The sequence below is a fragment of the Comamonas aquatilis genome (assembly GCF_965139575.1).
Lineage (GTDB): Bacteria > Pseudomonadota > Gammaproteobacteria > Burkholderiales > Burkholderiaceae_C > Comamonas > Comamonas aquatilis.
The window spans coordinates 163,848-184,966 of sequence record NZ_CBCSIW010000003.1; the positions used below are offsets into that span (position 1 = coordinate 163,848).

Consider the following 21,119-nt stretch of genomic DNA (forward strand, 5'->3'; position numbering starts at 1 on the left):
AGACAAAGCACTGCCGGGTGAGGAAGGCGCCGTGCGCGGTGTCGGTGCTCAGGAGCGCAGGTAGACCCAGCCCTGGGTTTGCAAACGTGCCAGTGCCAGCACGGCCGGGCCGTCCAGTTTTTGCAGCGGTGCGCGCAGCTCGCGCTGCAGGTTCTGCAAGGTATTGGGGCATAGCCAGGTCAGGCCGTCGGTGGCTTCGTGCACCGCATCCAGGGCTGCAGCCACGCCGCCGGCGTTGGTGATGATGCGAACTTGGGTGGCAGGCTCGGCCCGCAGGGCGTTGACGGCATTCATGCGGGCGCGTTGCAGGCCTTCGGCATCCGTGGCATGCAGCAGGATTTTCAGAGCATCGGTGGTCATGGCTTGGGCATTCCGTTGAGTTTCACAAAGACGGCATCATGCCGCTTGCCGTATCAAACACCGTCAGCAGGCTTCTTATCGCCCAGAAAGGCATTGATGGGGATTTGCAGATAGCTGCGGCCATCGCTGGCTGCCGGCGGCATTTTGCCGGCGCGCAGATTGACCTGTACCGCAGGCAGGATCAGCGTGGGCATGGCCAGCGTGGCATCGCGCGCATTGCGCATGGCGATAAACTCGGCTTCGCCGATGCCTTCGCTGACATGGATGCTGCGCTGTTTTTGATCGGCCACGCGGCACATGCAGTCGTGGGCACGGCCGTTGGGCGGGTAATCGTGGCAGACAAACAGGCGCGTGTTCTCGGGCAGGGACAGGATGCGCTGGATGGAGCGGTACAGACTGGCCGCATCGCCACCGGGAAAATCGGCGCGGGCCGTGCCCACATCGGGCAGAAACAAGGTGTCGCCCACAAACATAGCGTCCTGGACCTGAAACGCCATATCGGCCGGCGTGTGGCCGGGCAGGTGCATAGCTGTTACCTCCAGGTTGCCCACCTGAAAGCATTCGCCGTCGTGCAGCAGATGGTCAAACTGGCTGCCATTGGACGCAAATCCGGGCTCGAAGTGAAAGATGCGGCTGAACATTTTCTGCACGGCCTGGATGTGCTCGCCAATCGCAATCTTGCCGCCCAGATGGTGGCGTATGTGCTGGGCGCCCGAGAGATGGTCGGCGTGGGCATGGGTCTCCAGAATCCACTGCAGCTGCCAGCCCTGTGCCCGCAGATAGTCAATGATGCGGTCGGACGAGGCACTGGTCAGCGTGCCGGACTGGGCTTCGAAGTCCAGCACGGGATCGATCACGGCGGCCTGGCCTGCCGCAGTGTCCGCCAGCACATAACTCACCGTGCCGGTGACGGTATCGAAGAAGGGTTCGATGTGCATGGTCTGCATGTTCAATCTCTTGGGATGGCAGTCAATATACTTTTAAATATAATATATAGAAGTAATTTGAAGTGTCATGAAAGATCTTAAAACCATGAGTGATGACAGCGAGCAGGCACCGGCTTTGGACCTGGCCGCCATGCGCGCCCATGCGGGCGAGGCGGTGGCCATGCTCAAGGTGCTGGGCAATGAGGACCGGCTGCTGCTGCTGTGCCAGATCGCGCAGCAACCGCGCACCGTGGGCGAGCTGGAGCTGCTTACGGGCATCGCCCAGCCCACGCTGTCGCAGCAACTGGGCGTGCTGCGTCGCGAAGGCTTGGTCAGCACCGAGCGCGAAGGAAAATTCATACGCTACCAGGCCGCCGATGCGCGTGCGCTGCAGTTGATGGAGCTGGTGCACCAGCTGTTTTGTGAAGGAGAGCAGGCATGACTACCGGCATGGGGATTGCATGGGAGGCGTTCACGCCCTTCGCCTCGCTGGCCGGCGGCCTGCTGATCGGTCTGGCCGCTGCGCTGTTGCTGGTCTTGCTGGGGCGTGTTGCCGGCATCAGCGGCATCGTGGGCCAGTTGTTGCAAGCCAGCGGCTGGGGCAGCGCTGCCCAATGGGGCTGGCGTGCCGCCTTTGTGCTGGGCCTGTTGTTGGCGCCCTGGGTGTGGCTGCGGTTCGCCCCCTTGCCGGCGATGGACATGCCTTCCAACCCGCTGCTGATTGTTGCCGCCGGTCTGCTGGTGGGCTTTGGCACGCGCCTGGGTTCGGGCTGTACCAGCGGCCATGGTGTTTGCGGGCTGTCGCGTCTGTCGCCGCGTTCGCTGGCCGCCACCCTGGTGTTCATGGCTGCGGGTGCTGCCACCGTGTTTGTGCTGCGTCACGTCCTGGGAGGCTGAAGATGCAAGCTGTTGTCACTCCCATGGTGGCTTTGATTTCCGGTCTGGTGTTTGGTCTGGGGCTGTTGCTTTCGGGCATGGGCAACCCGGCCAAGGTGCAGAATTTTCTGGATGTCTTCGGCCGCTGGGATCCGTCTCTGGCCCTGGTCATGGGCGGGGCGATTGTCGTGGGCTTGCCGGCGTTTGCCTGGGCTCGCAAGCGCCAGACCGCGCTGCTGGGCGAGCCCATGGACCTGCCCACGGCCAGTCGCATCGATGCCAGGCTGCTGAGCGGCGCGGCATTGTTCGGCGTGGGCTGGGGTCTGGCCGGTTTTTGCCCCGGGCCGGCGCTGATGAATCTGGCCACGGGTCGCTCCGAAGTCTGGCTGTTTGTAGCGGCCATGGTGGTGGGCATGCTGGCCCAGCATGCATGGGCCAGGCGTCCGTCTTGCAGCCATGAGCCAAACAGGGCAGAACAAGACTGAAGCGCTTGATTAGATTGCGCTGCTTGCTATCAAAAGAAAAGACTCCCTGGGGAGTCTTTTTTGTTGGGGCCGTGTGTCCGTCAGTCCTTGGCGTAGGGGTCGGCAAAACCCAGCTCTTGCATGATGTCGGTCTCGTAAGACTCCATCTCTTCGGCATCTTCATCGCTGGTTTCATGATCCCAGCCCTGGGCGTGCAGAGTGCCGTGCACCAGCAAATGGGCGTAATGCTCTTCCAGCGACTTGTTCTGCTCCTGGGCTTCGCGCTCCACCACCGGGGCGCACAGCACCAGATCGGCCATCGCCGTGGGCTCTTGCTGGTAGTCAAAGGTCAGCACATTGGTCGCGTAGTCCTTTTTGCGGAATTCGCGGTTCAGGCGCTGGCCTTCTTCGGCATCGACGATGCGCACGGTGATCTCGGCATCCACGGCCAGCGCATGGCGAATCCAGCGCGTGACCTTGCTGCGGCTCAGCAGCTCGCGGTGGGTAGCCGCTTCGGGAAAGCGGCCGAATTGCAGGGACAGTTGCAGTTGATTTAAAGACATTTTGGCTTGTAGTGCTTATGCAATAAGCGCAATCAGCTATGAATTTTGATTAGAGCTCGTTGCTGTTGGGCAGGGGACGGGCGACTCGGGTACTGGTGGCGCGCACCTTGGGTGCTGTTGTTCCTTCGGACACGCGGCCGCGCGCTTCGTAGGCATCCACAATGCGGGCCACCAGCGGGTGGCGCACCACGTCGGCACTGGTGAAGTGGTTGATGGAGATGCCTTTGACGCGCCTGAGCACGCGTTCGGCATCGATCAGCCCGCTGGGTGCGCCCTTGGGCAGATCGATCTGGCTGACGTCGCCGGTGACCACGGCCTTGGCACCAAAGCCTATGCGGGTCAGAAACATCTTCATCTGCTCTGGCGTGGTGTTCTGAGCTTCGTCCAGAATCACAAAAGCGTTGTTCAGCGTGCGCCCGCGCATAAAGGCCAGGGGGGCGATTTCCAGCACATTGCGCTCGAAGGCCTTTTGCACCTTGTCATAGCCCATCAGGTCGTACAACGCGTCGTAGAGCGGGCGCAGATAAGGATCGACCTTCTGCGTCAGGTCGCCGGGCAGAAAGCCCAGGCGCTCGCCGGCTTCCACGGCCGGGCGGGTCAGCACGATGCGTTGCACATTGTTGCGCTCCAGCGCATCCACGGCGCAGGCCACGGCCAGATAGGTCTTGCCCGTGCCTGCCGGGCCTATGCCCAGGGTGATGTCGTGCTGAGCGATGTTCTCCAGGTACAGGGCCTGGTTGGGCGTGCGCGCCCGCAGATCGGCGCGGCGGGTGCTCAGCTGAGGGGCATCCAGGGGCGCTTCCAGCATTTCGGTATCGCCGGCCAGCATCAGCTGCAAGGTGTCGTCGGGGATCACATTGTCGGCTATCTCATACAGAGCCTGCAGCAATTCCAATGCGGCATTGACCTTGGCCTTGGGGCCGTCAATCTTGAACTGTTCATGTCGGTGCGCAATCCTGACGGCAAGCGCAATTTCAACGGTGCGCAGGTGCGCGTCGGCCGGGCCGCACAGGTGCGTCAGACGGTTGTTGTTGTGTGGTGTGAATGTGTGGCGCAGGATCACGCGGATAATTTCTCGCAAAGAATGGCCGCACAGTGCGGCAAAGGACTTCAATGATAGGCAAATTGACTGGAACGCTGCTGGAAAAAAACCCGCCTGAGGTATTGGTGGACTGCGGCGGTGTCGGCTACGAGGTGCAAGTACCCATGAGCACCTTCTACAACCTGCCGGCCAACGGAGCCAAGGTTGCCTTGCTCACCCACTTTGTGGTGCGTGAGGATGCACAGCTGCTGTTTGGCTTTGCCACAGCCCGCGAGCGTCAGACCTTTCGCGAACTCATCAAGATTACTGGCATAGGCCCGCGCATGGCGCTGGCAGTCTTGAGTGGAATGAGCATTGATGATCTCGCGGATGCGGTATCGCAGCAGGAGGCAGGGCGATTGGTCAAGGTTCCGGGTATAGGCAAAAAGACGGCCGAGCGTCTGTTGCTGGAGCTCAAGGGAAAAATCGGCTCTGATACAGGTGCGCTATCACTATTTTCTATCAATAGCGAACACGATGATATTCAGCAGGCGCTGATGGCGCTGGGCTATTCAGACAAGGAGGCGTCGGCCGCCCTCAAGAAGCTTCCCGCTGATGTGGGGGTGAGTGAGGGTATCAAGCTCGCGCTGAAGGCATTGAGCAAATAGTCTTGCTGGTCAGGAGCCAGAGCTATTGCGACTTGACGGAGAACACGACATGAATTGGTTGACGCAAGGCAGACGCATGGCTCCCCGGTATGCGAGTGTGGTGGTGTTGCTGCTGGCCGCTTGCGGTGGCGGCGGTGGAGGCAGCGGAGGCGGAGATGGGGGCGGCGGCGGAGGAGGTGCGGTTGGCACAGGTGGCACCACCGGAGGCGGCAGTACCGTAGATGTTGAGCTCACCACGCCCACGGGCCCGCCCAAGGCCTATGTGCTTGATTCTCTGGTCTTGCCGGCAGCGGCTGCAGCATCAGCCAGAAATACGGTGCAGCCTTCGGCAGCCGTGAGGCCCAAACCTGCGCTGCTGACATTGCCGCAATGGAACGATGCCCCGCCGGTGCCCATGCCGGTGCCGGGTGTGCCCATGCAGATCGGTGCGCCGCGAATTTTGACTTCCACCCAGACGGTGGGCGGTATGGCGCAGGTGCTGCACTGGTCGCCGGCGCCCGACGGCGGCCAGGTCGGTGCCATCAGCTTTACCTCCATCGGCGCTTTCGGCCTGCGCCTGGGTCTGGTGGTCGAGGGCTTGCCCGATAGCGCCCGGATTCATCTGTATCGACAGGACCGCAGCCAGACCGGCTTTGAAACCACGGGCAAGGCCATCAATGAGGTGCTGGCCCGCAACCGTGCCGTAGACGGCAATACCCAGGCCGCAGCAACCTGGTGGTCCCCCGATCTGGGTGCGGACGAGGTCACGCTGGAAATCGGCTTGCCGGCCGGCGTTCCCGCCTCGCAGTTGCGGATCTCCATTCCCCGGTTGACGCATGCTTATGTCAATCTCTCGCTGCCTATCGAGGCGGATCTGCAGGCACGCTATGACACCAGGAATGTGGGCGATGCTGCCTCGTGCGAGCTGGATGCCAGCTGTGCCGACCAGTACGCCACCGAGCGCAATGCCGTGGCGCGCATGAGTTATGTGGACACGGATCGCTTCTATTACTACTGCACGGGTTCGCTGCTGAACAATACCAAGCTCGACTACACGCCGTATTTTCTGTCGGCCAACCACTGCATCTCCACGCAGGCCGCAGCCAGCTCGCTGCGCACGGACTGGTTCTTTCGCTCGGCCAGTTGCAACAGCGTTGAACCCCATCCCCAGGCCGCAACACGCCAGCAAGGCGCCAGACTGCTCTATGCCACCTCGGTGACCGATGCCACGTTGCTGCTGCTCAATGAAAGCCCACCGGCCGGTGTGACTCTGGCCGGCTGGGATGCGCGCGGCCCGACCGCAAAGGGGGCTGCTGTCTATACCCTGCACCAGCCGCAAGGCGATTGGCTCAAATACGCCGAAGGCCAGGCGCAGAGCTACCGCAACTGCACGGTGGGCGGCGGTAGCGTGAGCTGCAGTGACGGTAATGCGCAAAGCAATTTTCTGGACGTAGTCTGGAGCCAAGGCATTACCGAGCGCGGCAGCAGCGGCTCGCCTCTGTTTGTCAACGGCCGTGTGGTTGGCGCTTTATCCGGCGGCAGCAGTGCCTGCTCGGTGAAAGGCGGCGCCGATATCTATAGCCGCTTTGACCGGGCCTTCAGCGACACCATAGGCAACTGGCTGGCGCAGTAGCTCTGCATAACCTGTGCAGGTCGTCATTTGCCGGTCAGTTGCTTGACGGCCGCCTGGGTCTGGGCCACATGTTCCAGCGGATCTGCGCTGGTATGTGCAAACTTCACCTTGCCATCCTGGCCTATCACATAGGAGATACGGTCGGCCCGCTCGGGGCTGGCCGCAGCCGCTGCGTCATAGGCCTTGATGGTGGTCGCCTTGGGGTCGGAGGCCACGGCAAACTGGTCGCGGCAGGCTTCGGTGGAAAAGCGCTTCAAGGTGTCTATATCGTCGTGCGACATGCCCACCACGGTGGCCCCCATGGCCGCAAACCGCGGCGTAGCCTCGGCAAAAGCGTGGGCTTCCAACGTGCAGCCCTGGGTGAAGGCCTTGGGGAAGAAATACAGCACCACCGGCCCCTTCTTCAGGGCAGCCGTCATGTCGAAATCAAAAGCCTTGCCCGCCACGGCGGCAGGCGTCCTGAACGTGGGGGCGACATCGCCCACCTTCAAAGCGGCTTGCACGGTGGCAGTGCAGAGCAGGGCGGCGGTACAGATCAGAGTGCGTAGGCTGGAAGTCGGCATGCAGATTCCTGAAAGTGGTTGCCGCCCATTGTGCGCAAACCCGGACGATTCGGGGTCGGGGAACTGTGGGTTTGGTTTTCACCTGTATTTTTAATCAGTGGTAATACCCGCTTAGGGCACAATCTGCGGCATGACGATTCATGTGGACGAATTTGCGGCCAGCCCCGCCCCTGGACAACCCGCACGCAAGGCCCGTGGCGCGGCCGCCGAACCCGAAGCCGCTGCGCCGCGCATGGTGTCGGCTGGGCATTCGTCCGTGGGCGAGGAAGCGCTGGAACGTGCTCTGCGTCCCAAGCTGCTTGATGAATATGTGGGTCAGACCAAGGCCCGCGAGCAGCTGGAGATTTTTATCGGCGCTGCCAAAAAGCGCAGCGAAGCGCTGGACCATGTGTTGCTGTTCGGCCCTCCCGGCCTGGGCAAGACCACGCTGAGCCACATCATTGCGGCCGAGCTGGGCGTGAATCTGCGCCAGACCAGCGGTCCGGTGCTGGAAAAACCCAAGGATCTGGCGGCACTGCTGACCAATCTGGAGGCCAACGATGTGCTTTTCATCGATGAAATCCATCGCCTGAGCCCCGTGGTCGAGGAAATTCTCTACCCGGCGCTGGAGGACTATCAGATCGACATCATGATTGGCGAAGGCCCGGCGGCGCGCTCCATCAAGCTCGATCTGCAGCCTTTCACGCTGGTAGGCGCCACCACGCGGGCCGGCATGCTGACCAATCCGCTGCGCGACCGTTTCGGCATCGTGGCGCGGCTGGAGTTCTATACCTCCGAGGAGCTGTCGCGCATCGTGCGCCGCAGCGCAGGCCTGCTCAAGGCGCCGATTGACGACGAAGGCTGTTTTGAAATCGCCCGCCGCTCGCGCGGCACGCCGCGTATTGCCAACCGCCTGCTGCGCCGCGTGCGCGACTATGCCGATGTCAAAAGCGATGGCCGCATCACCCGCGAGATTGCAGACCTGGCCCTGGCCATGCTGGATGTGGATCCGCAAGGCTTTGATGTGATGGACCGAAAGCTGCTCGAAGCCGTGGTGCATCGCTTTGATGGCGGACCGGTGGGGCTGGACAATATCGCCGCCAGCATTGGTGAGGAATCCGGCACCATCGAGGATGTGATCGAGCCCTATCTGATTCAGCAGGGCTTTTTGCAACGCACGCCGCGCGGGCGCATGGCGACCAAGGCCGCCTATTTGCATCTGGGCTTGCAGGCTCCAAAAGACGATGCTACGCCCTGAGCCCGGCGATCAATTGTTCTGCGGACCTGCGTTCCAGAACGCCTGCAGCACGCCGGGCAGGGCTTCAATCTGGGTGATGACCTGATCGAGCTCCTGTGCATGGACAGCCGTGGCAAACAGTTCGGCCTCGATTTCTGTTTTGTTGGGCTGGATGTCGTGCTTTTCCACCGTGCGCACCGGATAGTTGGCCGCCTCCAGCAGCTCCTGAATCTGTTCGCGCACATCCGCCTGCGCGTCTTGCTGGCAAATTGCATAGAAGTAGTAAGTGGCTTCGCCAGCATGCTCTGCCACCGGGTGGCGGTCGATGTAGTTGACCACCGGACGCAGCAAGGTGTTGCTGGCTAGAACGAACAAGGTGGCGATACCAGCCTCGGGCAGCAGGCCAGAGCCGGCGCAGGCGCCTACGGCGGCCGAGCCCCATAGCGTGGCGGCAGTGTTCAGTCCCGTGATGTTGGCGCCTTCCTTCATGATGGCGCCCGCACCCAGAAAGCCCACGCCGGATACCACATAGGAGATCACGCGGGTTGCGCCCTCTGCACCCGCGAGGCGCATGGCCAGATCCACAAACACGGCGGCGCCCAGGGCCACCAGGGTGTTGGTTCTAAGACCGGCGGTGCGCTGGCGTATCTGGCGCTCCAGGCCAATGATGCCGCCGCAGACAAAGGCGACGAACAGGCACAGCACCGTGTTCATGGTGGCCGCCAACTGAAAGCTTTGTAGAGATTGCATGAGATGTCGTGTGTTGCTTATTGCCAGCCAAAGCGGCGGATGTAGTAACGCTTGGCCAAAGTAGTGAGAGCAGCATAGGCCAGCAGGATGACCGCAGGCCTTGAAATGCCGCTGGTGGCTGACGTCATGGGTGCTTGAGTGTCATGAAACGCTGAAAAAGCGGACGCCGGGCCGGCCGTGCGTGGCGCTGCGTCAAGTTCCACTGCTTTTGGGCTTGGCGTGGCAATGCGGCATGGATGCTGCGGCGCTGTTCTGGATTAAGCAGCGAAAGCAGATCGGCACGCTGGCGCGAATTCAAGCAGGTGAGTGCCTGGGCCATCAGGGCGCTGTCATGGCGCTGTGCCAGATGACGCAGCACGTCGGTGCGACGCCCGGCAAGCGCGGTGCTGAGAGCGTATGGCAGGTTGTGGTGGACAGCGCCGTAGCCTGTGGGGGCCGAGGTGGCGTGCTGGTGTCGGTTCAAAAAATGCAGGGCTTGCATGGGTGAACTCCTTGGGGCGCAGCCGCAGGAGTTCAGCACCTGGCGTGACGCATCAGTTGCTGTGATCGCTGCGGGTTGCAGAGGGGAGAGCTGCGTGACGCCCAAAGGTGAGCACGCAGGCGGGAGTACGCGCCATCACGGGCGCGCCGCTAGATCGACTCGGATCGGGGTCCATACGTGTTCCTTTCAAAAGGGGGAATAAGCCGCTGCACAAAGCGTGCAGCGCTCAGCGGTGCTTGGCGCTCAGAAAGCTGCGAATGCGGTGCGTGGGCCAGCTGGTTTGCGCATCAAGTACCTGGGTCGAGGACAGGCTGTCGATGCAAAGGTCTGGGTTGGTGGTGCTTGTCGCGCAGCGGCTGGCTTCATCCCTGCGATGCGGCTTGCCGGCGGTGCTCGAACGGGGCAACAGCTGGCGTAGCGAATGGGCGATGCGATAGGTCATGGCGTTCTCCTGGCTGAGGCTGGGGGAGTGACCCAATGGCAATGCAGCGCAAACGTTTCAGCGCGGTCATGTTCCACGCACAGCAAGGCGAGGCTCAGACATCGGCGCTAAAAATCTCAGTGAAATGGCAAAGCCGCATCGGTTTTTCTGTGCGCTTCAGATACGAGCGCACCATGGCTGCCGCAGCGATGGCAATTTTGCGCAGCAAGGCGCAGGCATCTCTGTGGAGAAAAACAGGGGATTTGCGAAAAATCGCAGGGCAAGGGAGCGGGGCTGCCGGTGCAGGCTCCCGGTCCGGGGGAGTCTGTCAGACGGCCAGCAGCGCAGCCATTGCGGCTTGCGTTAAATCACTGGTTGAACTGGCACTGTCCACGTAGGGACTCCTTGAATTGCGAAGCGGCGATTATCGCTTCGCCACCGGTATCAGGTCAATCCCGAGGGAGATGCCATGCCCGTCGATGTGCTGCCCGCTTCTTCATTGGATGAGGTCGATTCGCGCTTTTTCAAGCTGCCTTGCACAATCAAGGTCTGGGCCAGGTAGTAGCTGCTGAGCACCCAGATGGCAGACCAGGGCAGGGGTTGCACAAAGCGGTTGATGGCCAGAATCGAGTCGCTAAGCATGAAAAAACTGGCCCCCAGGGCGACCAGCAAAGTGCCGTGATTTGGCTGCACCCGGTAGCAGCCCCAGGCCTGGGCTGCCATGGTGGCAATTACGCCGACATAAGCCAGCACGGGAATGCGCAGTTCGGCGGGCAGGCCGCCTTGCCACAGATAGCCGTACATGGTCAGGGCGATGAATCCAATTACAACCATCGCGCTGCGGTTGGCAAACCAGGGGGCGTCTTGCTTGAACAAGGTGATGTAGCAAAGATGGGCGAGTAAAAAGCTCACCAGCCCTGGAATGAACAGCCCGTCCAGCATCAGAAAGACATCGCCCAGCATGGAGAGCGCCAGTGCTGCCAGCAGCCAGTGCTTTGCAGATTTGGCATGTTTTTGCACTGATTCCTTTTTGAATTCAGCGCATTTAGCTACATAAAAAATAGCAAAAACCATGGTCGCCGGTTTGAACAGCCAGTGCCATTCCTGCCAGCCCAGGGCTGCCGTGGCAGTGGCCAGAGCGCCCGATTGCAGCATTAACGCCATCCATGCGCCTATGCGTGCCTGCATGACGGCGCCAAGCGCCCACTGGCTGGTCAGCAGCACGCCAAACCAGATCAGATTGTTGGCCAGCGGCGACTGGTCCGCATTCCAGAGAAAAACCGAGGTGCCTGTCACCAGGGCCACAAACTGCAGGCTGGCAAACCAGCGCAGCCGCTGGCTCATGGCGGGAGCGAAGAGAGTGCGGTGGGCGTCCAGATCAAAGTCCGGCTTGGGAAAGCGCTGCACCACATCGGCCGGCCGCCAGCCCGGTGGCTTGAGCCAGATCCTGATCTTGTCCGCCCAGTTTCTGGCGTGCCAGCTGTCATGGGCCAGTTGGCGGTACACGGTGGTATTGGCCCACAGCGGGTCCCAGCTGTTGAGCAGGCCGCGCGTGCCGTAGACGCAGGGCTCGCGCTCGTCTTCTTCCTTGAAGGTGCCAAACAGCCGGTCCCAGAAGATGAAGATACCGCCGTAGTTTCGGTCCAGATATCGGTCGTTGACGGCGTGGTGGACCCGGTGATTGCTGGGTGAGCAGAACCAGCGGTCAAACCAGCCCAGCTTCTTGACCTGCTCGGTATGCACCCAGAACTGGTAGAGCAGATCGATGAGGCCGACCACGGCAAACACCAGAGGCGGCACGCCGGCCAGGGCCATGGGCAGATAGAAAATCCAGCCCAGCAAGGCGCCGGAGCTGGTCTGGCGCAGGGCGGTGGAGAGGTTGTAGGCCTGGCTCTGGTGGTGCACGGCGTGTGCCGCCCAGAGTGCGCCGACCTCATGGCCCATGCGGTGCAGCCAGTAATAGCAAAAATCGTAGAACACCAGGGCCAGCAGCCAGCCGGGCAGACTCAGCCAGAAGGCATCGTTGCTCCACAGGGCCGCATGGCTGGCGATGGCGGTGTAAATACCCAAGGTCAGCAGTTTGGTGAAGACGGCGCTGGTCTGGCTCAGCACGCCCAGATTGAGCGAGCTGATGGCATCGGCCAGGGCATAGGCATTGCGCCCACGTCGCAGGCTGATCCACCATTCGATGGCGATCAGCCCGAAGAACACCGGTGTGGCGAGAACAATGACTTGACTGGGTGTGAGCATGGCTGTTGATTCTCATCAGTCGCCATACCGCGCCCGCCCCGCATATTCCCCAATGCCAAAGACTGACCCATTTGCCTAAGGTGAACTACGCTTGCTAAGTAGTTCCTTTTATGTAAAGCGGTTCAGTGCACTGGGATAATCGCAGCCAGGCCCATAGGCCGGGGGATCGCTGCAATGCGCAGTGGACTGCCTCCCCGGCTGTGCATTCAGCTGCAAGCTGCAGAGGCACCATCGCGATGGTGCGCACTGTGACGCTTGTACCTTTGTCCCCGACTCCGCTATCACGCTGCCAGCCCATGCTCACTTCACGTCGCACTTTTGTCGCCAGCTCCGCCTTGATGGTGGCCGCCACCCTGTCCGCTCCTGTCGCCCTGGCTGCTCCAGATGCATGGCCGGCCGCCAAGCCCATCACCCTGATCGTGCCTTTCAGTGCCGGTGGCAATGTGGACACCACGGCCCGTTTGATCGGCCAGAAGCTGGGCGAGCGACTCAAGCAAGCCGTGGTGGTCGACAACGTGCCCGGTGCCGGCGGTGTGCTGGGTGTGAGCAAGGCCGTGAAATCACCGGCCGACGGCTATACCTTGCTCATGGGTTTTGACGGCCCCATCAGCATTGCCCAACTGGTGAATTCCGCCGTGAGGTATGACGCCGAGCGAGACCTGATTCCCGTGGGGCTGGTCACCATCGCCCCCGTGGTGGCCGTGGCCCGTCCGGGTCTGCCTGCGCACAATCTGAGCGAGCTGATTGCTCTGGCCCGCTCCAAGCCCGGCAGCCTGACCTATGCCACCTCGGGTGTGGGCACCATGCTGCATCTGTCCATGGAAATGCTGCAGGAGCACGCCAAGATCAAGCTGGTGCACGTGCCCTACCGTGGCGGGGCCCAGATCACCAGCGATGTGATGGGCGGCCAGGTTGACGTGGGCATGTTGGTGACCACCAGCGCCACGCCCATGATCCAGCAGAAGAAGCTGGAAGGCCTGGGCGTGACCTCGGCCAAGCGCATAGAGGCCATTCCCCAGGTGCCCACGTTTGGCGAGACCCCCGAACTCAAAGGCTTTGACCTCAATACCTGGACCGGACTGTTTGCCCCGAGCAAAACGCCGCCAGCGGTGGTGACGCGTCTGGCCGCCGAGCTGGATGCCGTGCTCAAGCTGCCCGAAGTGAGAAAGCGCCTGGAAGACGGCGGTGCCACGCCGGGTTCTGGCACGCCGGTCAGCTTTGCCCAGTTTCTGCAAAAGGAAAAGCAGGGCTACGCCCAGATCGTCAAGTCTGCCCATATCCAGGCGGAATAAGCCATGACTACACCGCTCAACCCGGTTCACGCCGAAATCCACCCGCCGGTCTTGCCCGAGGTGGCGGCCATTGCGCCTGCCATGCTGGCCTTGCGCCACGATCTGCACGCCCACCCCGAGCTGGCCTATGAGGAGCACCGCACGGGCGACATCGTGGCCGCCAAGCTGGCTGAATGGGGCTACGAGGTGCATCGCGGTCTGGGCGATACCGGCGTGGTCGGCACGCTGCGCTGCGGCGACTCAGGTAAGCGCCTGGGCCTGCGCGCCGACATGGATGCACTGCCTATCCGCGAGACCACCAGTCTGCCCTATGCCAGCCGGTATGACGGCAAGATGCACGCCTGCGGTCATGACGGCCACACGGCCACGCTGCTGGCGGCGGCCCAGGTGCTGGCGCGGCGCAAGGACCAGCTCAATGGCACGCTGAATCTGATTTTTCAGCCCGCCGAAGAAGGCCATGGCGGCGCGCAGAAGATGGTCGATCAAGGTCTGTTTGATCTCTTTCCCTGCGACGCGCTCTACGCTTTTCACAACGAGCCCGGCTACCCGGCCGGTCAGTTCGGTTTTCGCGCTGGCGTGATGTATTCCAGCTCGGACACGGCCATCATCACCATTCGCGGCAAAGGCGGCCACGGTGCCATGCCCCATGTGGCGGTGGATCCGATTGTCGTGGCCTCGCATCTGGTGCTGGCGCTGCAGACCATTCGCTCGCGCGAGATCGACCCCAACGATATGGCCGTGGTCAGCATCGGCGCCATCCATGCCGGCGATGCGCCCAATGTGATTCCCGAAACCTGCGAGCTGCGCATCACCATTCGTGCGCGCCATCCCGGTGTACGCGAACTGCTGCGCGAACGCATCACAGCCATGGCCCATGCCCAGGCCGCCGTACACCGCGCCACGGCCGAGGTGGAATACAAATGGCGTTACCCGCCCGTCATCAATGATGTGGCCGCTACGGATTTTGCAGTGGGCGTGGCCCGCGAATTTCTGGGCGAGGAATGGCTGATCCCGAATCTGCAGCCGCTGCAGGCCAGCGATGATTTCGCCATCATGCTCAATGCCGTGCCCGGCAATTACTTTATCGTCGGCAACGGCATGGGGGAGGGCGGCTGCATGGTGCACAACGCGGCCTATGACTTCAACGACAACCTGCTGCCGGTCACCGCTTCCTACTGGGTCAAGCTGGCCGAAGCCTATCTGCGTCGCGACTGAGTTTTTGTATGCATCCCATTGATTTGACCGGCCAGCATCTGCCCGGCTTTGACGCCACCACCGACTACTGGCAAGCCACGGTGAGCAAAGCCGAGCTGACCCAGTCGCTGCTGCCGCCTTATGCACGCAGCTATCCAGCGCGCCTGCCCGACGGCCGTTATTTGGTGCTGCCGCTGCGCGGCATGCCTTCCAGTCCGGATCGCTGCGTGGCGTCCTTGATCGCCAACCAGGCGTCGATCGACGTGGTGGAACAACTGGCGCTGCACATGGCCGAAGCGGCCAAGGCACATGACTTTGATGTGGTAGTCGGCCTGCCCACGCTTGGCCTGGCTTTTGCACCGCTGGTGGCCAAGCAGCTGGGCCGCAGCCGCTACGTTCCGCTGGGCTATTCGCGCAAATACTGGTATCGCGAAGAACTGGCCGAGCCCGTCAGCTCCATCACCACGCCGGGCAAGGGCAAGCTGCTGTATGTGGATCCCAACCAGCTGCCGCTGCTCACGGGCAAGCGCGTGCTGGTGGTCGATGACGCGGTCAGCTCCGGCACCACCATGGTCTCGGGGATCAAGCTGCTGGAGCGCTGCGGCGCCGAGGTGGCCTCGATTGCCGTGGCCATGCGCCAGGGCACGCAGTGGCAGGGGAAGCTGGTGCGCGCCGATGGCACCGCCATTCCCGTGGTCGGCGCCTACGACTGCCCGCGCATGGAGCGCCGCTCCGACGGCTGGTGGCCTGAAGCGATGTGAGCTATAAAAAAACAGAGCGGCTGGCGATTTTGTGATTTGGGTTTCAGAGATGAATTCATCTGAAATCGATAAAAATCAAACGCAAGATGCTCTCGTTTTAATAGCTGAATTTTAAGCCGTTGCGGGGCATTCAACTAGGCTGAAGTTGCGCCACATCACATATGCCAGACCACAGATGCCAGGCTGCTCGCCTGGCATTTCTTTTGGCGCTGGTTTCCAGGCCTGCATATGTCTGCTGGCATGGAGGAATGACGCAAACATCTAAGCTAAATAACGAATAAGAAACGCATTTTTTATTCGTTCTGTTTTCTCTCGTGATTTCGTACTCTGGCTGCACGAGTCCACGAAGGAAAACAGCCATGACGAACCGACTTCCAAACAAAGAATCCTCACGCTCCGTTGCCGTGAAATCGCGGCTGGATTACCCCGTGATCGACACCGACGTGCATGTCAATGACTACACGCCCGCGCTGGAGGATTACGTGCAGCATTACGGTAGCTCGGCGCTGGTGGATGCCCTGAGGAAAGCCTTGGGTGGACGCTTTGCCACGCGCTCTGCCGCAGGCAAGGACTGGTACCAGCAGACGCCTGAGGAGCGCCAGCACCATCGCACCCTGCGTTCGCCGTGGTGGGCGCGGGTCACGCGCAACACGCTGGATTTGGCGACCTACACCTTGCCCGATCTGCTGGCAGAGCGACTGCAGGAGCAAGGCGCAGACTATTCGGTGCTGTTCCCCAACGATGTGCTGGCACCGGCCGCTGCCGGTGACGAGTTTCGCCAGCCTTTGCACCGGGCCATCAACCACTTTCATGCCGACCTCTACCGCAAGCATGCGCACCGGCTGACGCCTGTGGCGGGGATTCCCTTGAATACGCCCCAGGAAGGTATCGAGGAGCTGGAGTTTGCGGTCAAGACCCTGGGGCTCAAGGTCATCAATATCGCGGGCGGCGTGCGCAGGCCGATTGCTGCCATTGCGGCCAAATATCCCAAGGCCGAGCATCCGGAGGTTGCCCGTCATGCCAGCTATACCGATTTTTACGGCATAGACAGCCCTTATGACTACGACCCCTTCTGGGCCAAGGTGGTGGAGCTGGGTGTGCCGGTGACCACGCACTACGGCAGCCAGGGCTGGACGGGGCGGCAGTCGATCAGCAACTACATGTTCAATCACATCGGTCACTTTGCCGATGGTTCGCAGGCTTTTGCCAAGGCACTGTTCTTTGGCGGGGTGACCAGGCGCTTCCCGGGGCTGCGCGTGGCCTTGCTCGAAGGCGGTGCGGATTGGGGCTCGCATGTGTTCACCCATCTGGTGGACCGCTTCGAAAAGCGCAACCGCCATGCGGTGCAGAACTACAACCCGGCCGAGGCGGATATCGAGTTGCTGGCAGCGCTGTTCGAACAGTACGGTGCGGATCTGACCAAGGGCAAGCCCGTGAACCCGCAGACGCTGCTGCGAGACAGCTTGGGCATCTCGGCGCTGCCGCATAGCCGGGATCCGCAAGGAGATGAGCTCGATGACTTCCTGGCAGCGGGCATCGAGAGCGTGAGCGATATCCGCGACCGCTGGGTCAAACCGTTCTACTTCGGCTCGGAAGCCGATGATCGAACCGTTGCCGCCGCCTTCAACACCAAGGTGAACCCGCTGGAGACTCGGATCAATGCGATCTGGTCCTCCGATATCGGGCACTGGGATGTTCCCGATCTGACCGAACCGCTGGCCGAGAGCTGGGACTTGGTGGAGCAAGGTGTGATCACCGCCGATGACTTCCGGGCTTTGGTCTTCGAGAACCCTTATCGCTTCTACACCGAGGCCAACCCCGAATTCTTCGCCGGCACAGCCATCGCAGACAAGCTGGCCAAGCGCTGAACGCGCTTCGGCGCTTTCCTTCCTTTATCCCATTGCCCGCCGAAGGCCGCACGCATGGCGCGTGCGGCCCGGGCACTCTTTTGCCCCAAGGAATTCATATGACACACACCTTCACGCGCGCCAGACGCACCGCCTTGCTGGCATTTGGTCTGTTTTACGGCGCCATCAGCTACGCGGCCCCGCCCCAGGTCATCCGCATCGGTGTGGCTACCGCCGGTGGCGGCGAACCCGTCACCTGGGGCGGCTCCCCGGGTGGCGTGTTGCGTGCCAACCAGTGGCTTGAGGAGGCTTTCAAGGATTCGGGCAGTCGCGTGGAATGGCTGTTCTTCAAAGGTGCCGGGCCGGCGGTGAATGAGGCGCTGTCCAACAAGCAGATCGACTTTGCCTACCAGGGCGATCTGCCCTCCATCGTGGGCCGCGCCAACGGTCTGAAAACCAAGCTGCTGCTAGCCAGCGGGGTGCGCAACAACCTGTATGTGGTGGCTCCGTCGCAGTCGGATCTCAAGAGTATCGAGGATCTCAAGGGGCGCAAAGTCTCCATCTTCCGTGGCACGAACGGCCATCTGGTTGCCATCAACGCATTGGGCAGCGTGGGGCTGTCCGAGCGAGACCTGAAAGTGGTCAATCTCGACACCGGAAGCTCTCAGGCGGCCCTGGTGTCCAGCGGCGTGGATGCCGCTTTCGGCGGCTATGAGTGGTTCAAGGTGCGTGACAAAGGCTTGGCAAAAGTCATTTATTCCACGCAGGGGCAGGACCCCGCACTGACCCGCCAGGCCTCGCTGCTGGTGCGCGAGGACTTCGAAAAAGAGAACCCGGAGCAGGTGCAGAAGGTCGTGGATCAATTCGTCCGTGCCGCCAACTGGTCGTCAGATGAAAAGAACCGGGCCGAGTTGTTCCAGATCTGGGCGCACAGCGGAACCCCCTTAGCCTCCTGGGAAGCCGAGCTGGACAGGCAATCGCTGGCCGTGCGCAACTCACCGTTGCTCGATGAATTCCTCGTGGCGCGCTACAAGGCGGTTTCCAGCGATGCCGCCAAGCTCAAGCTGATTCGCCGCCCGGTGGCCTTGGAGGGCTGGTTTGAGCCGCGTTATCTCCAGGCCGCACTCAAACAGCAAGGGCTGGAAAAGCGCTGGGTGGCCTTTGACGCCAAGGGTCAGGCCAAGTCCTCTGCTTCCACACCGGTCGCTCAGCGCTGAATAGCATGGCAAAGACTCTTGCTTTACCGTTGGGAGCGTTGGATGTGAACAGCCGCTGGCGCTTGCAAAGCCTGCTGCAAGCGGTCGATCCTTTCTGGCTGCCGCTTGCCCTGTTTGCCCTGTGGGCAGTGGGTGCAGCCCAGGGTTGGATTTCTGCCCAGGTGTTGCCGCCGCCGCAGTTTGTCTGGGAGACGCTGTGCGAGCTGGCGACGAGTGGCGACCTGTGGCTGCATGCGCAAGCCAGTCTGCAGCGCGTGCTGGTGGGCTTTTTGGCAGGCAGCCTGCTGGGACTGTTGCTGGGTGCGGCCATGGGTTTGTCGAAAACGGTGGAAGCCTATCTTCTCCCGACTTTCAACGCGCTGGTGCAGATCCCCGTTCTGGGCTGGATGCCTTTTGTGCTGCTGCTGGTCGGCATTGGCGAGCCCTTGAAATACATACTCATCGCCAAGGCGGCTCTGGTGCCGGTGACGCTGGGCACGCTGCAGGGCTTTCGCCAGGCGCCCGCCACCTTGCTCGAGGTCGGGCAGGTTTACGGCTATTCGAAGCGCCAGCAGGTGCTGGAGATCGTGGTGCCCACGGCCTTGCCCACCTTGTTCACGGCGCTGCGTTTGGGATTCACCAAAGCCTGGCTGTCTCTGGTGGTGGTGGAGCTGGTCGCCTCCAGCGAAGGTCTGGGCTACCTCATCGTCTACGGCCGTCAACTGTTCCAGCTGGATCTGGTGATGGCGGCAGTCATCATCGTGGGCGCTGGTGGTTATGCCTTTGATAGTCTGCTGGACTACGCCGAGCGGCGTATTGCTGCGCGCCATGGCGCCGTGCCTGCCACCTCAAGGATTGCACTATGAGCACCCTATTGACTTCACTGCAGACCGTCGGACGGCTGCCGTCGGCTGCTGTTGACGCGCAGTCAGCTGCCCAGTGCAGCAGCTGTGAAGAATCCGCCCAACCGCGCAGCAGCACTACAAGGTTTACGCGTTGGCGCGGCCTGGTGGTTCCCGTTGCAGCCTTGCTGCTGTGGTCGCTGGCATCGCGGCTGGAGCTGGTGAACTCGGCACTGTTGGTGTCTCCCGCCCAGGTGTTCGAGACGGGTTGGGAACTGATTGCCAGCGGGCAGCTATGGCTCAACCTCAGGGCTAGTCTGCTGCGCGAGCTGACGGGTTTTTTGATCGGTACTTCCGGCGGCCTGGTTCTGGGCGGTCTGCTGGGCCTGTGGCCTCGCTTCAATCGCATGGTCGGGCCCAGCTTCAACACCTTCAAGCAAATATCGCTGTTTGCCTGGATTCCGCTGATTTCGGTCTGGTTCGGCCTGGGCGATGTCGCCAAGGTGGTGTTTCTGTCGCTGGCGGCTCTGGTGCCGGTGGTGGTCAATACGACAGATGGCATACGCAACACACCGCTGCATTTGCTGGAGGTCGCACGTGTCTATGGCTACACGCGTGCGCAGACGATCTGGCATGTGGTGCTGCCATCGGCGGCGCCGTCGATTTTCACCGGCCTCTATCTGGCGCTGGTGTATTCCTGGCTGGCCACCATTGGTGCGGAGTATCTGCTGGTGGCAGGCCGTGGCGTGGGCAATTTTCTGATCGAAGGCAGCGAGCATTTCCGCATGGATCTGGTGCTGTTCGGCATGCTCACCATCGGCTTCGTAGGCTGGCTCATGAATGCCAGCGCTCGCGCGCTAGAACGCGCTCTGGCCCGGCGCCTGGGCCGCTGACATCGGCTTCAATTCTCAAGAAAGCAAAGCATCATGGTCACAACGATTACCGAAGATGATCTGCGTATTCACGTCGCATCCAAGCAGTTCGACAGCAGGCAATCCGAGGATGGCAGTCTGCAGGTGTTAAAGGACATCGATCTGCATATTCCCGCTGGCGAATTCGTCAGCATTGTGGGGGCCAGCGGCTGCGGAAAGTCCACGCTGCTGCGCCTGGTGCTGGGGCTCGATACCCACTACGACGGCCAGATCGAACTGGGCGACGAGCGCATCACCGGCGCCAGCCTGGATAGAGGCATCGTGTTTCAAGACCACCGTCTTTTCCCTTGGCTCACGGTGGAGCAGAACATAGGCGTGGGTCTGCGCAATGCCGCTTTCTCTGCAGCGCAAAAGCGCGAGCTGATTGCAGAGCATGTCGCCCTGGTGGGGCTTGAAGGCTTCGAGAAATCCTTTCCGCATCAGATTTCCGGCGGCATGGCGCAGCGTGTGGCGATCGCGCGCGGTCTCGTCAATCGCCCTCGGGTGTTGCTGCTGGACGAACCGTTTGGCGCGCTGGATGCGCTGACCCGCACACGTTTGCAAGGCGAGCTGCAGCGGATCTGGCAAAAGGAAGGCATCACCATGCTGCTGGTCACCCACGACGTGGAAGAGGCCGTGTTTCTGGGCGATCGGGTGGTGGTGATGGAGCCGCATCCCGGCCGTGTCCGGCGCATCGCTGAAGTTCCTCTGGCCCACCCTCGCAATCGCAGCGATCCCGAATTCATCTGCATTCGCGACGATGTTCTCGCTGATTTTCTGGGGCCCGACAGGCGCGGCCCGGCAGACGTGCCGCCGGCCGAACGCCTGCCCTTGCCTTCTTTCGCATTCGGCGAGCCTGTCCGCTTTGCCTGGTGATTTTCGTGTTCATTCTTCCAACTGAAAGC

The 21,119-nt window shown here is 61.7% G+C and carries 24 protein-coding genes; 16 read left to right on the forward strand and 8 right to left on the reverse strand.

Annotation, left to right across the window (positions count from 1 at the left end):
* Positions 1-48 precede the first annotated feature (48 nt).
* Entirely contained in the window at positions 49-360 is a 312-nt protein-coding gene (locus ACNAZA_RS05795) for a hypothetical protein (RefSeq protein ID WP_415795512.1), read from the reverse strand.
* A gap of 53 nt (positions 361-413) precedes the next feature.
* Complete coding sequence (locus ACNAZA_RS05800) at positions 414-1,307, reverse strand: MBL fold metallo-hydrolase (RefSeq protein WP_415795514.1); 894 nt, start codon at positions 1,305-1,307, stop codon at positions 414-416.
* A gap of 67 nt (positions 1,308-1,374) precedes the next feature.
* Between ACNAZA_RS05800 and ACNAZA_RS05805 the strand changes: the two genes are divergently transcribed.
* From ACNAZA_RS05805 to ACNAZA_RS05815, 3 genes are read left to right on the forward strand one after another with little or no spacing between them, the layout of a single operon-like run.
* A complete protein-coding gene (locus ACNAZA_RS05805) occupies positions 1,375-1,728 on the forward strand; it encodes an ArsR/SmtB family transcription factor (RefSeq protein WP_415795515.1) in 354 nt (117 codons plus the stop codon).
* Positions 1,729-1,736: 8 nt separating this feature from the next.
* Positions 1,737-2,183, forward strand: a complete 447-nt coding sequence (locus ACNAZA_RS05810) for a YeeE/YedE family protein (protein ID WP_415795751.1) — start codon at positions 1,737-1,739, stop codon at positions 2,181-2,183.
* Between the two features lie 2 nt (positions 2,184-2,185).
* On the forward strand, positions 2,186-2,647 hold the full coding sequence (locus ACNAZA_RS05815) for a DUF6691 family protein (protein WP_415795517.1): 462 nt from the start codon (positions 2,186-2,188) through the stop codon (positions 2,645-2,647).
* Between the two features lie 80 nt (positions 2,648-2,727).
* On the opposite strand, the gene ybeY is transcribed toward ACNAZA_RS05815, so the two are convergent.
* Together ybeY and ACNAZA_RS05825 are read right to left on the reverse strand one after the other, a co-directional pair.
* Positions 2,728-3,189, reverse strand: coding sequence for an rRNA maturation RNase YbeY (gene ybeY, locus ACNAZA_RS05820; protein ID WP_415795518.1), 462 nt, complete (start codon positions 3,187-3,189; stop codon positions 2,728-2,730).
* A 49-nt stretch (positions 3,190-3,238) separates the two neighbouring features.
* Positions 3,239-4,252 carry a PhoH family protein gene (locus ACNAZA_RS05825; RefSeq protein ID WP_415795752.1) on the reverse strand — a complete coding sequence of 338 codons (1,014 nt, stop codon included), beginning with the start codon at positions 4,250-4,252 and terminating at the stop codon, positions 3,239-3,241.
* 50 nt (positions 4,253-4,302) lie between these two features.
* Here ACNAZA_RS05825 and ruvA point away from each other — a divergent pair, with 50 nt between their 5' ends.
* Together ruvA and ACNAZA_RS05835 are read left to right on the forward strand one after the other, a co-directional pair.
* Positions 4,303-4,878: a Holliday junction branch migration protein RuvA gene (gene ruvA, locus ACNAZA_RS05830; RefSeq protein WP_415795519.1), complete on the forward strand. Its 576-nt coding sequence runs from the start codon at positions 4,303-4,305 to the stop codon at positions 4,876-4,878.
* A 49-nt stretch (positions 4,879-4,927) separates the two neighbouring features.
* Complete coding sequence (locus ACNAZA_RS05835; RefSeq protein WP_415795520.1) at positions 4,928-6,490, forward strand: trypsin-like serine peptidase; 1,563 nt, start codon at positions 4,928-4,930, stop codon at positions 6,488-6,490.
* A gap of 23 nt (positions 6,491-6,513) precedes the next feature.
* Here ACNAZA_RS05835 and ACNAZA_RS05840 read toward each other — a convergent pair whose 3' ends face one another.
* Positions 6,514-7,053, reverse strand: coding sequence for a peroxiredoxin (locus tag ACNAZA_RS05840; RefSeq protein WP_415795522.1), 540 nt, complete (start codon positions 7,051-7,053; stop codon positions 6,514-6,516).
* A gap of 130 nt (positions 7,054-7,183) precedes the next feature.
* Here ACNAZA_RS05840 and ruvB point away from each other — a divergent pair, with 130 nt between their 5' ends.
* Positions 7,184-8,290, forward strand: a complete 1,107-nt coding sequence (ruvB, locus tag ACNAZA_RS05845; protein WP_415795523.1) for a Holliday junction branch migration DNA helicase RuvB — start codon at positions 7,184-7,186, stop codon at positions 8,288-8,290.
* Positions 8,291-8,299: 9 nt separating this feature from the next.
* Here ruvB and ACNAZA_RS05850 read toward each other — a convergent pair whose 3' ends face one another.
* Positions 8,300-9,019, reverse strand: a complete 720-nt coding sequence (locus tag ACNAZA_RS05850; protein WP_415795524.1) for an MgtC/SapB family protein — start codon at positions 9,017-9,019, stop codon at positions 8,300-8,302.
* A 100-nt stretch (positions 9,020-9,119) separates the two neighbouring features.
* On the opposite strand from ACNAZA_RS05850, the gene ACNAZA_RS05855 reads away from it, so the two are divergent.
* Entirely contained in the window at positions 9,120-9,506 is a 387-nt protein-coding gene (locus ACNAZA_RS05855) for a hypothetical protein (protein WP_415795525.1), read from the forward strand.
* A 220-nt stretch (positions 9,507-9,726) separates the two neighbouring features.
* Here ACNAZA_RS05855 and ACNAZA_RS05860 read toward each other — a convergent pair whose 3' ends face one another.
* A complete protein-coding gene (locus ACNAZA_RS05860; protein ID WP_415795527.1) occupies positions 9,727-9,942 on the reverse strand; it encodes a hypothetical protein in 216 nt (71 codons plus the stop codon).
* Between the two features lie 35 nt (positions 9,943-9,977).
* Between ACNAZA_RS05860 and ACNAZA_RS05865 the strand changes: the two genes are divergently transcribed.
* Positions 9,978-10,319, forward strand: coding sequence for a hypothetical protein (locus ACNAZA_RS05865; protein WP_415795528.1), 342 nt, complete (start codon positions 9,978-9,980; stop codon positions 10,317-10,319).
* A gap of 46 nt (positions 10,320-10,365) precedes the next feature.
* On the opposite strand, the gene ACNAZA_RS05870 is transcribed toward ACNAZA_RS05865, so the two are convergent.
* Positions 10,366-12,171, reverse strand: a complete 1,806-nt coding sequence (locus ACNAZA_RS05870) for a lysoplasmalogenase family protein (protein WP_415795529.1) — start codon at positions 12,169-12,171, stop codon at positions 10,366-10,368.
* Positions 12,172-12,467: 296 nt separating this feature from the next.
* Here ACNAZA_RS05870 and ACNAZA_RS05875 point away from each other — a divergent pair, with 296 nt between their 5' ends.
* From ACNAZA_RS05875 to ACNAZA_RS05910, 8 genes are all read left to right on the forward strand, one after another.
* Positions 12,468-13,463 carry a Bug family tripartite tricarboxylate transporter substrate binding protein gene (locus ACNAZA_RS05875; protein WP_415795530.1) on the forward strand — a complete coding sequence of 332 codons (996 nt, stop codon included), beginning with the start codon at positions 12,468-12,470 and terminating at the stop codon, positions 13,461-13,463.
* A gap of 3 nt (positions 13,464-13,466) precedes the next feature.
* The gene (locus ACNAZA_RS05880) at positions 13,467-14,678 is read left to right on the forward strand and encodes a M20 aminoacylase family protein (RefSeq protein ID WP_415795531.1); all 1,212 of its coding nucleotides are present in this window, start codon (positions 13,467-13,469) and stop codon (positions 14,676-14,678) included.
* 8 nt (positions 14,679-14,686) lie between these two features.
* Complete coding sequence (locus tag ACNAZA_RS05885) at positions 14,687-15,418, forward strand: phosphoribosyltransferase (RefSeq protein ID WP_415795532.1); 732 nt, start codon at positions 14,687-14,689, stop codon at positions 15,416-15,418.
* 359 nt (positions 15,419-15,777) lie between these two features.
* Positions 15,778-17,286 carry an amidohydrolase family protein gene (locus ACNAZA_RS05890; protein WP_415795533.1) on the forward strand — a complete coding sequence of 503 codons (1,509 nt, stop codon included), beginning with the start codon at positions 15,778-15,780 and terminating at the stop codon, positions 17,284-17,286.
* A 98-nt stretch (positions 17,287-17,384) separates the two neighbouring features.
* Positions 17,385-18,482 (forward strand): ABC transporter substrate-binding protein, encoded by a 1,098-nt coding sequence (locus tag ACNAZA_RS05895; RefSeq protein WP_415795534.1) that lies wholly within the window; start codon positions 17,385-17,387, stop codon positions 18,480-18,482.
* Between the two features lie 5 nt (positions 18,483-18,487).
* Positions 18,488-19,327, forward strand: coding sequence for an ABC transporter permease (locus tag ACNAZA_RS05900; RefSeq protein WP_415795535.1), 840 nt, complete (start codon positions 18,488-18,490; stop codon positions 19,325-19,327).
* On the forward strand, positions 19,324-20,196 hold the full coding sequence (locus tag ACNAZA_RS05905; protein WP_415795536.1) for an ABC transporter permease: 873 nt from the start codon (positions 19,324-19,326) through the stop codon (positions 20,194-20,196). The genes ACNAZA_RS05900 and ACNAZA_RS05905 overlap by 4 nt, the downstream gene beginning before the upstream one ends.
* Before the next feature lie 33 nt (positions 20,197-20,229).
* Positions 20,230-21,090: an ABC transporter ATP-binding protein gene (locus tag ACNAZA_RS05910; RefSeq protein WP_415795537.1), complete on the forward strand. Its 861-nt coding sequence runs from the start codon at positions 20,230-20,232 to the stop codon at positions 21,088-21,090.
* Positions 21,091-21,119: the final 29 nt, after the last annotated feature.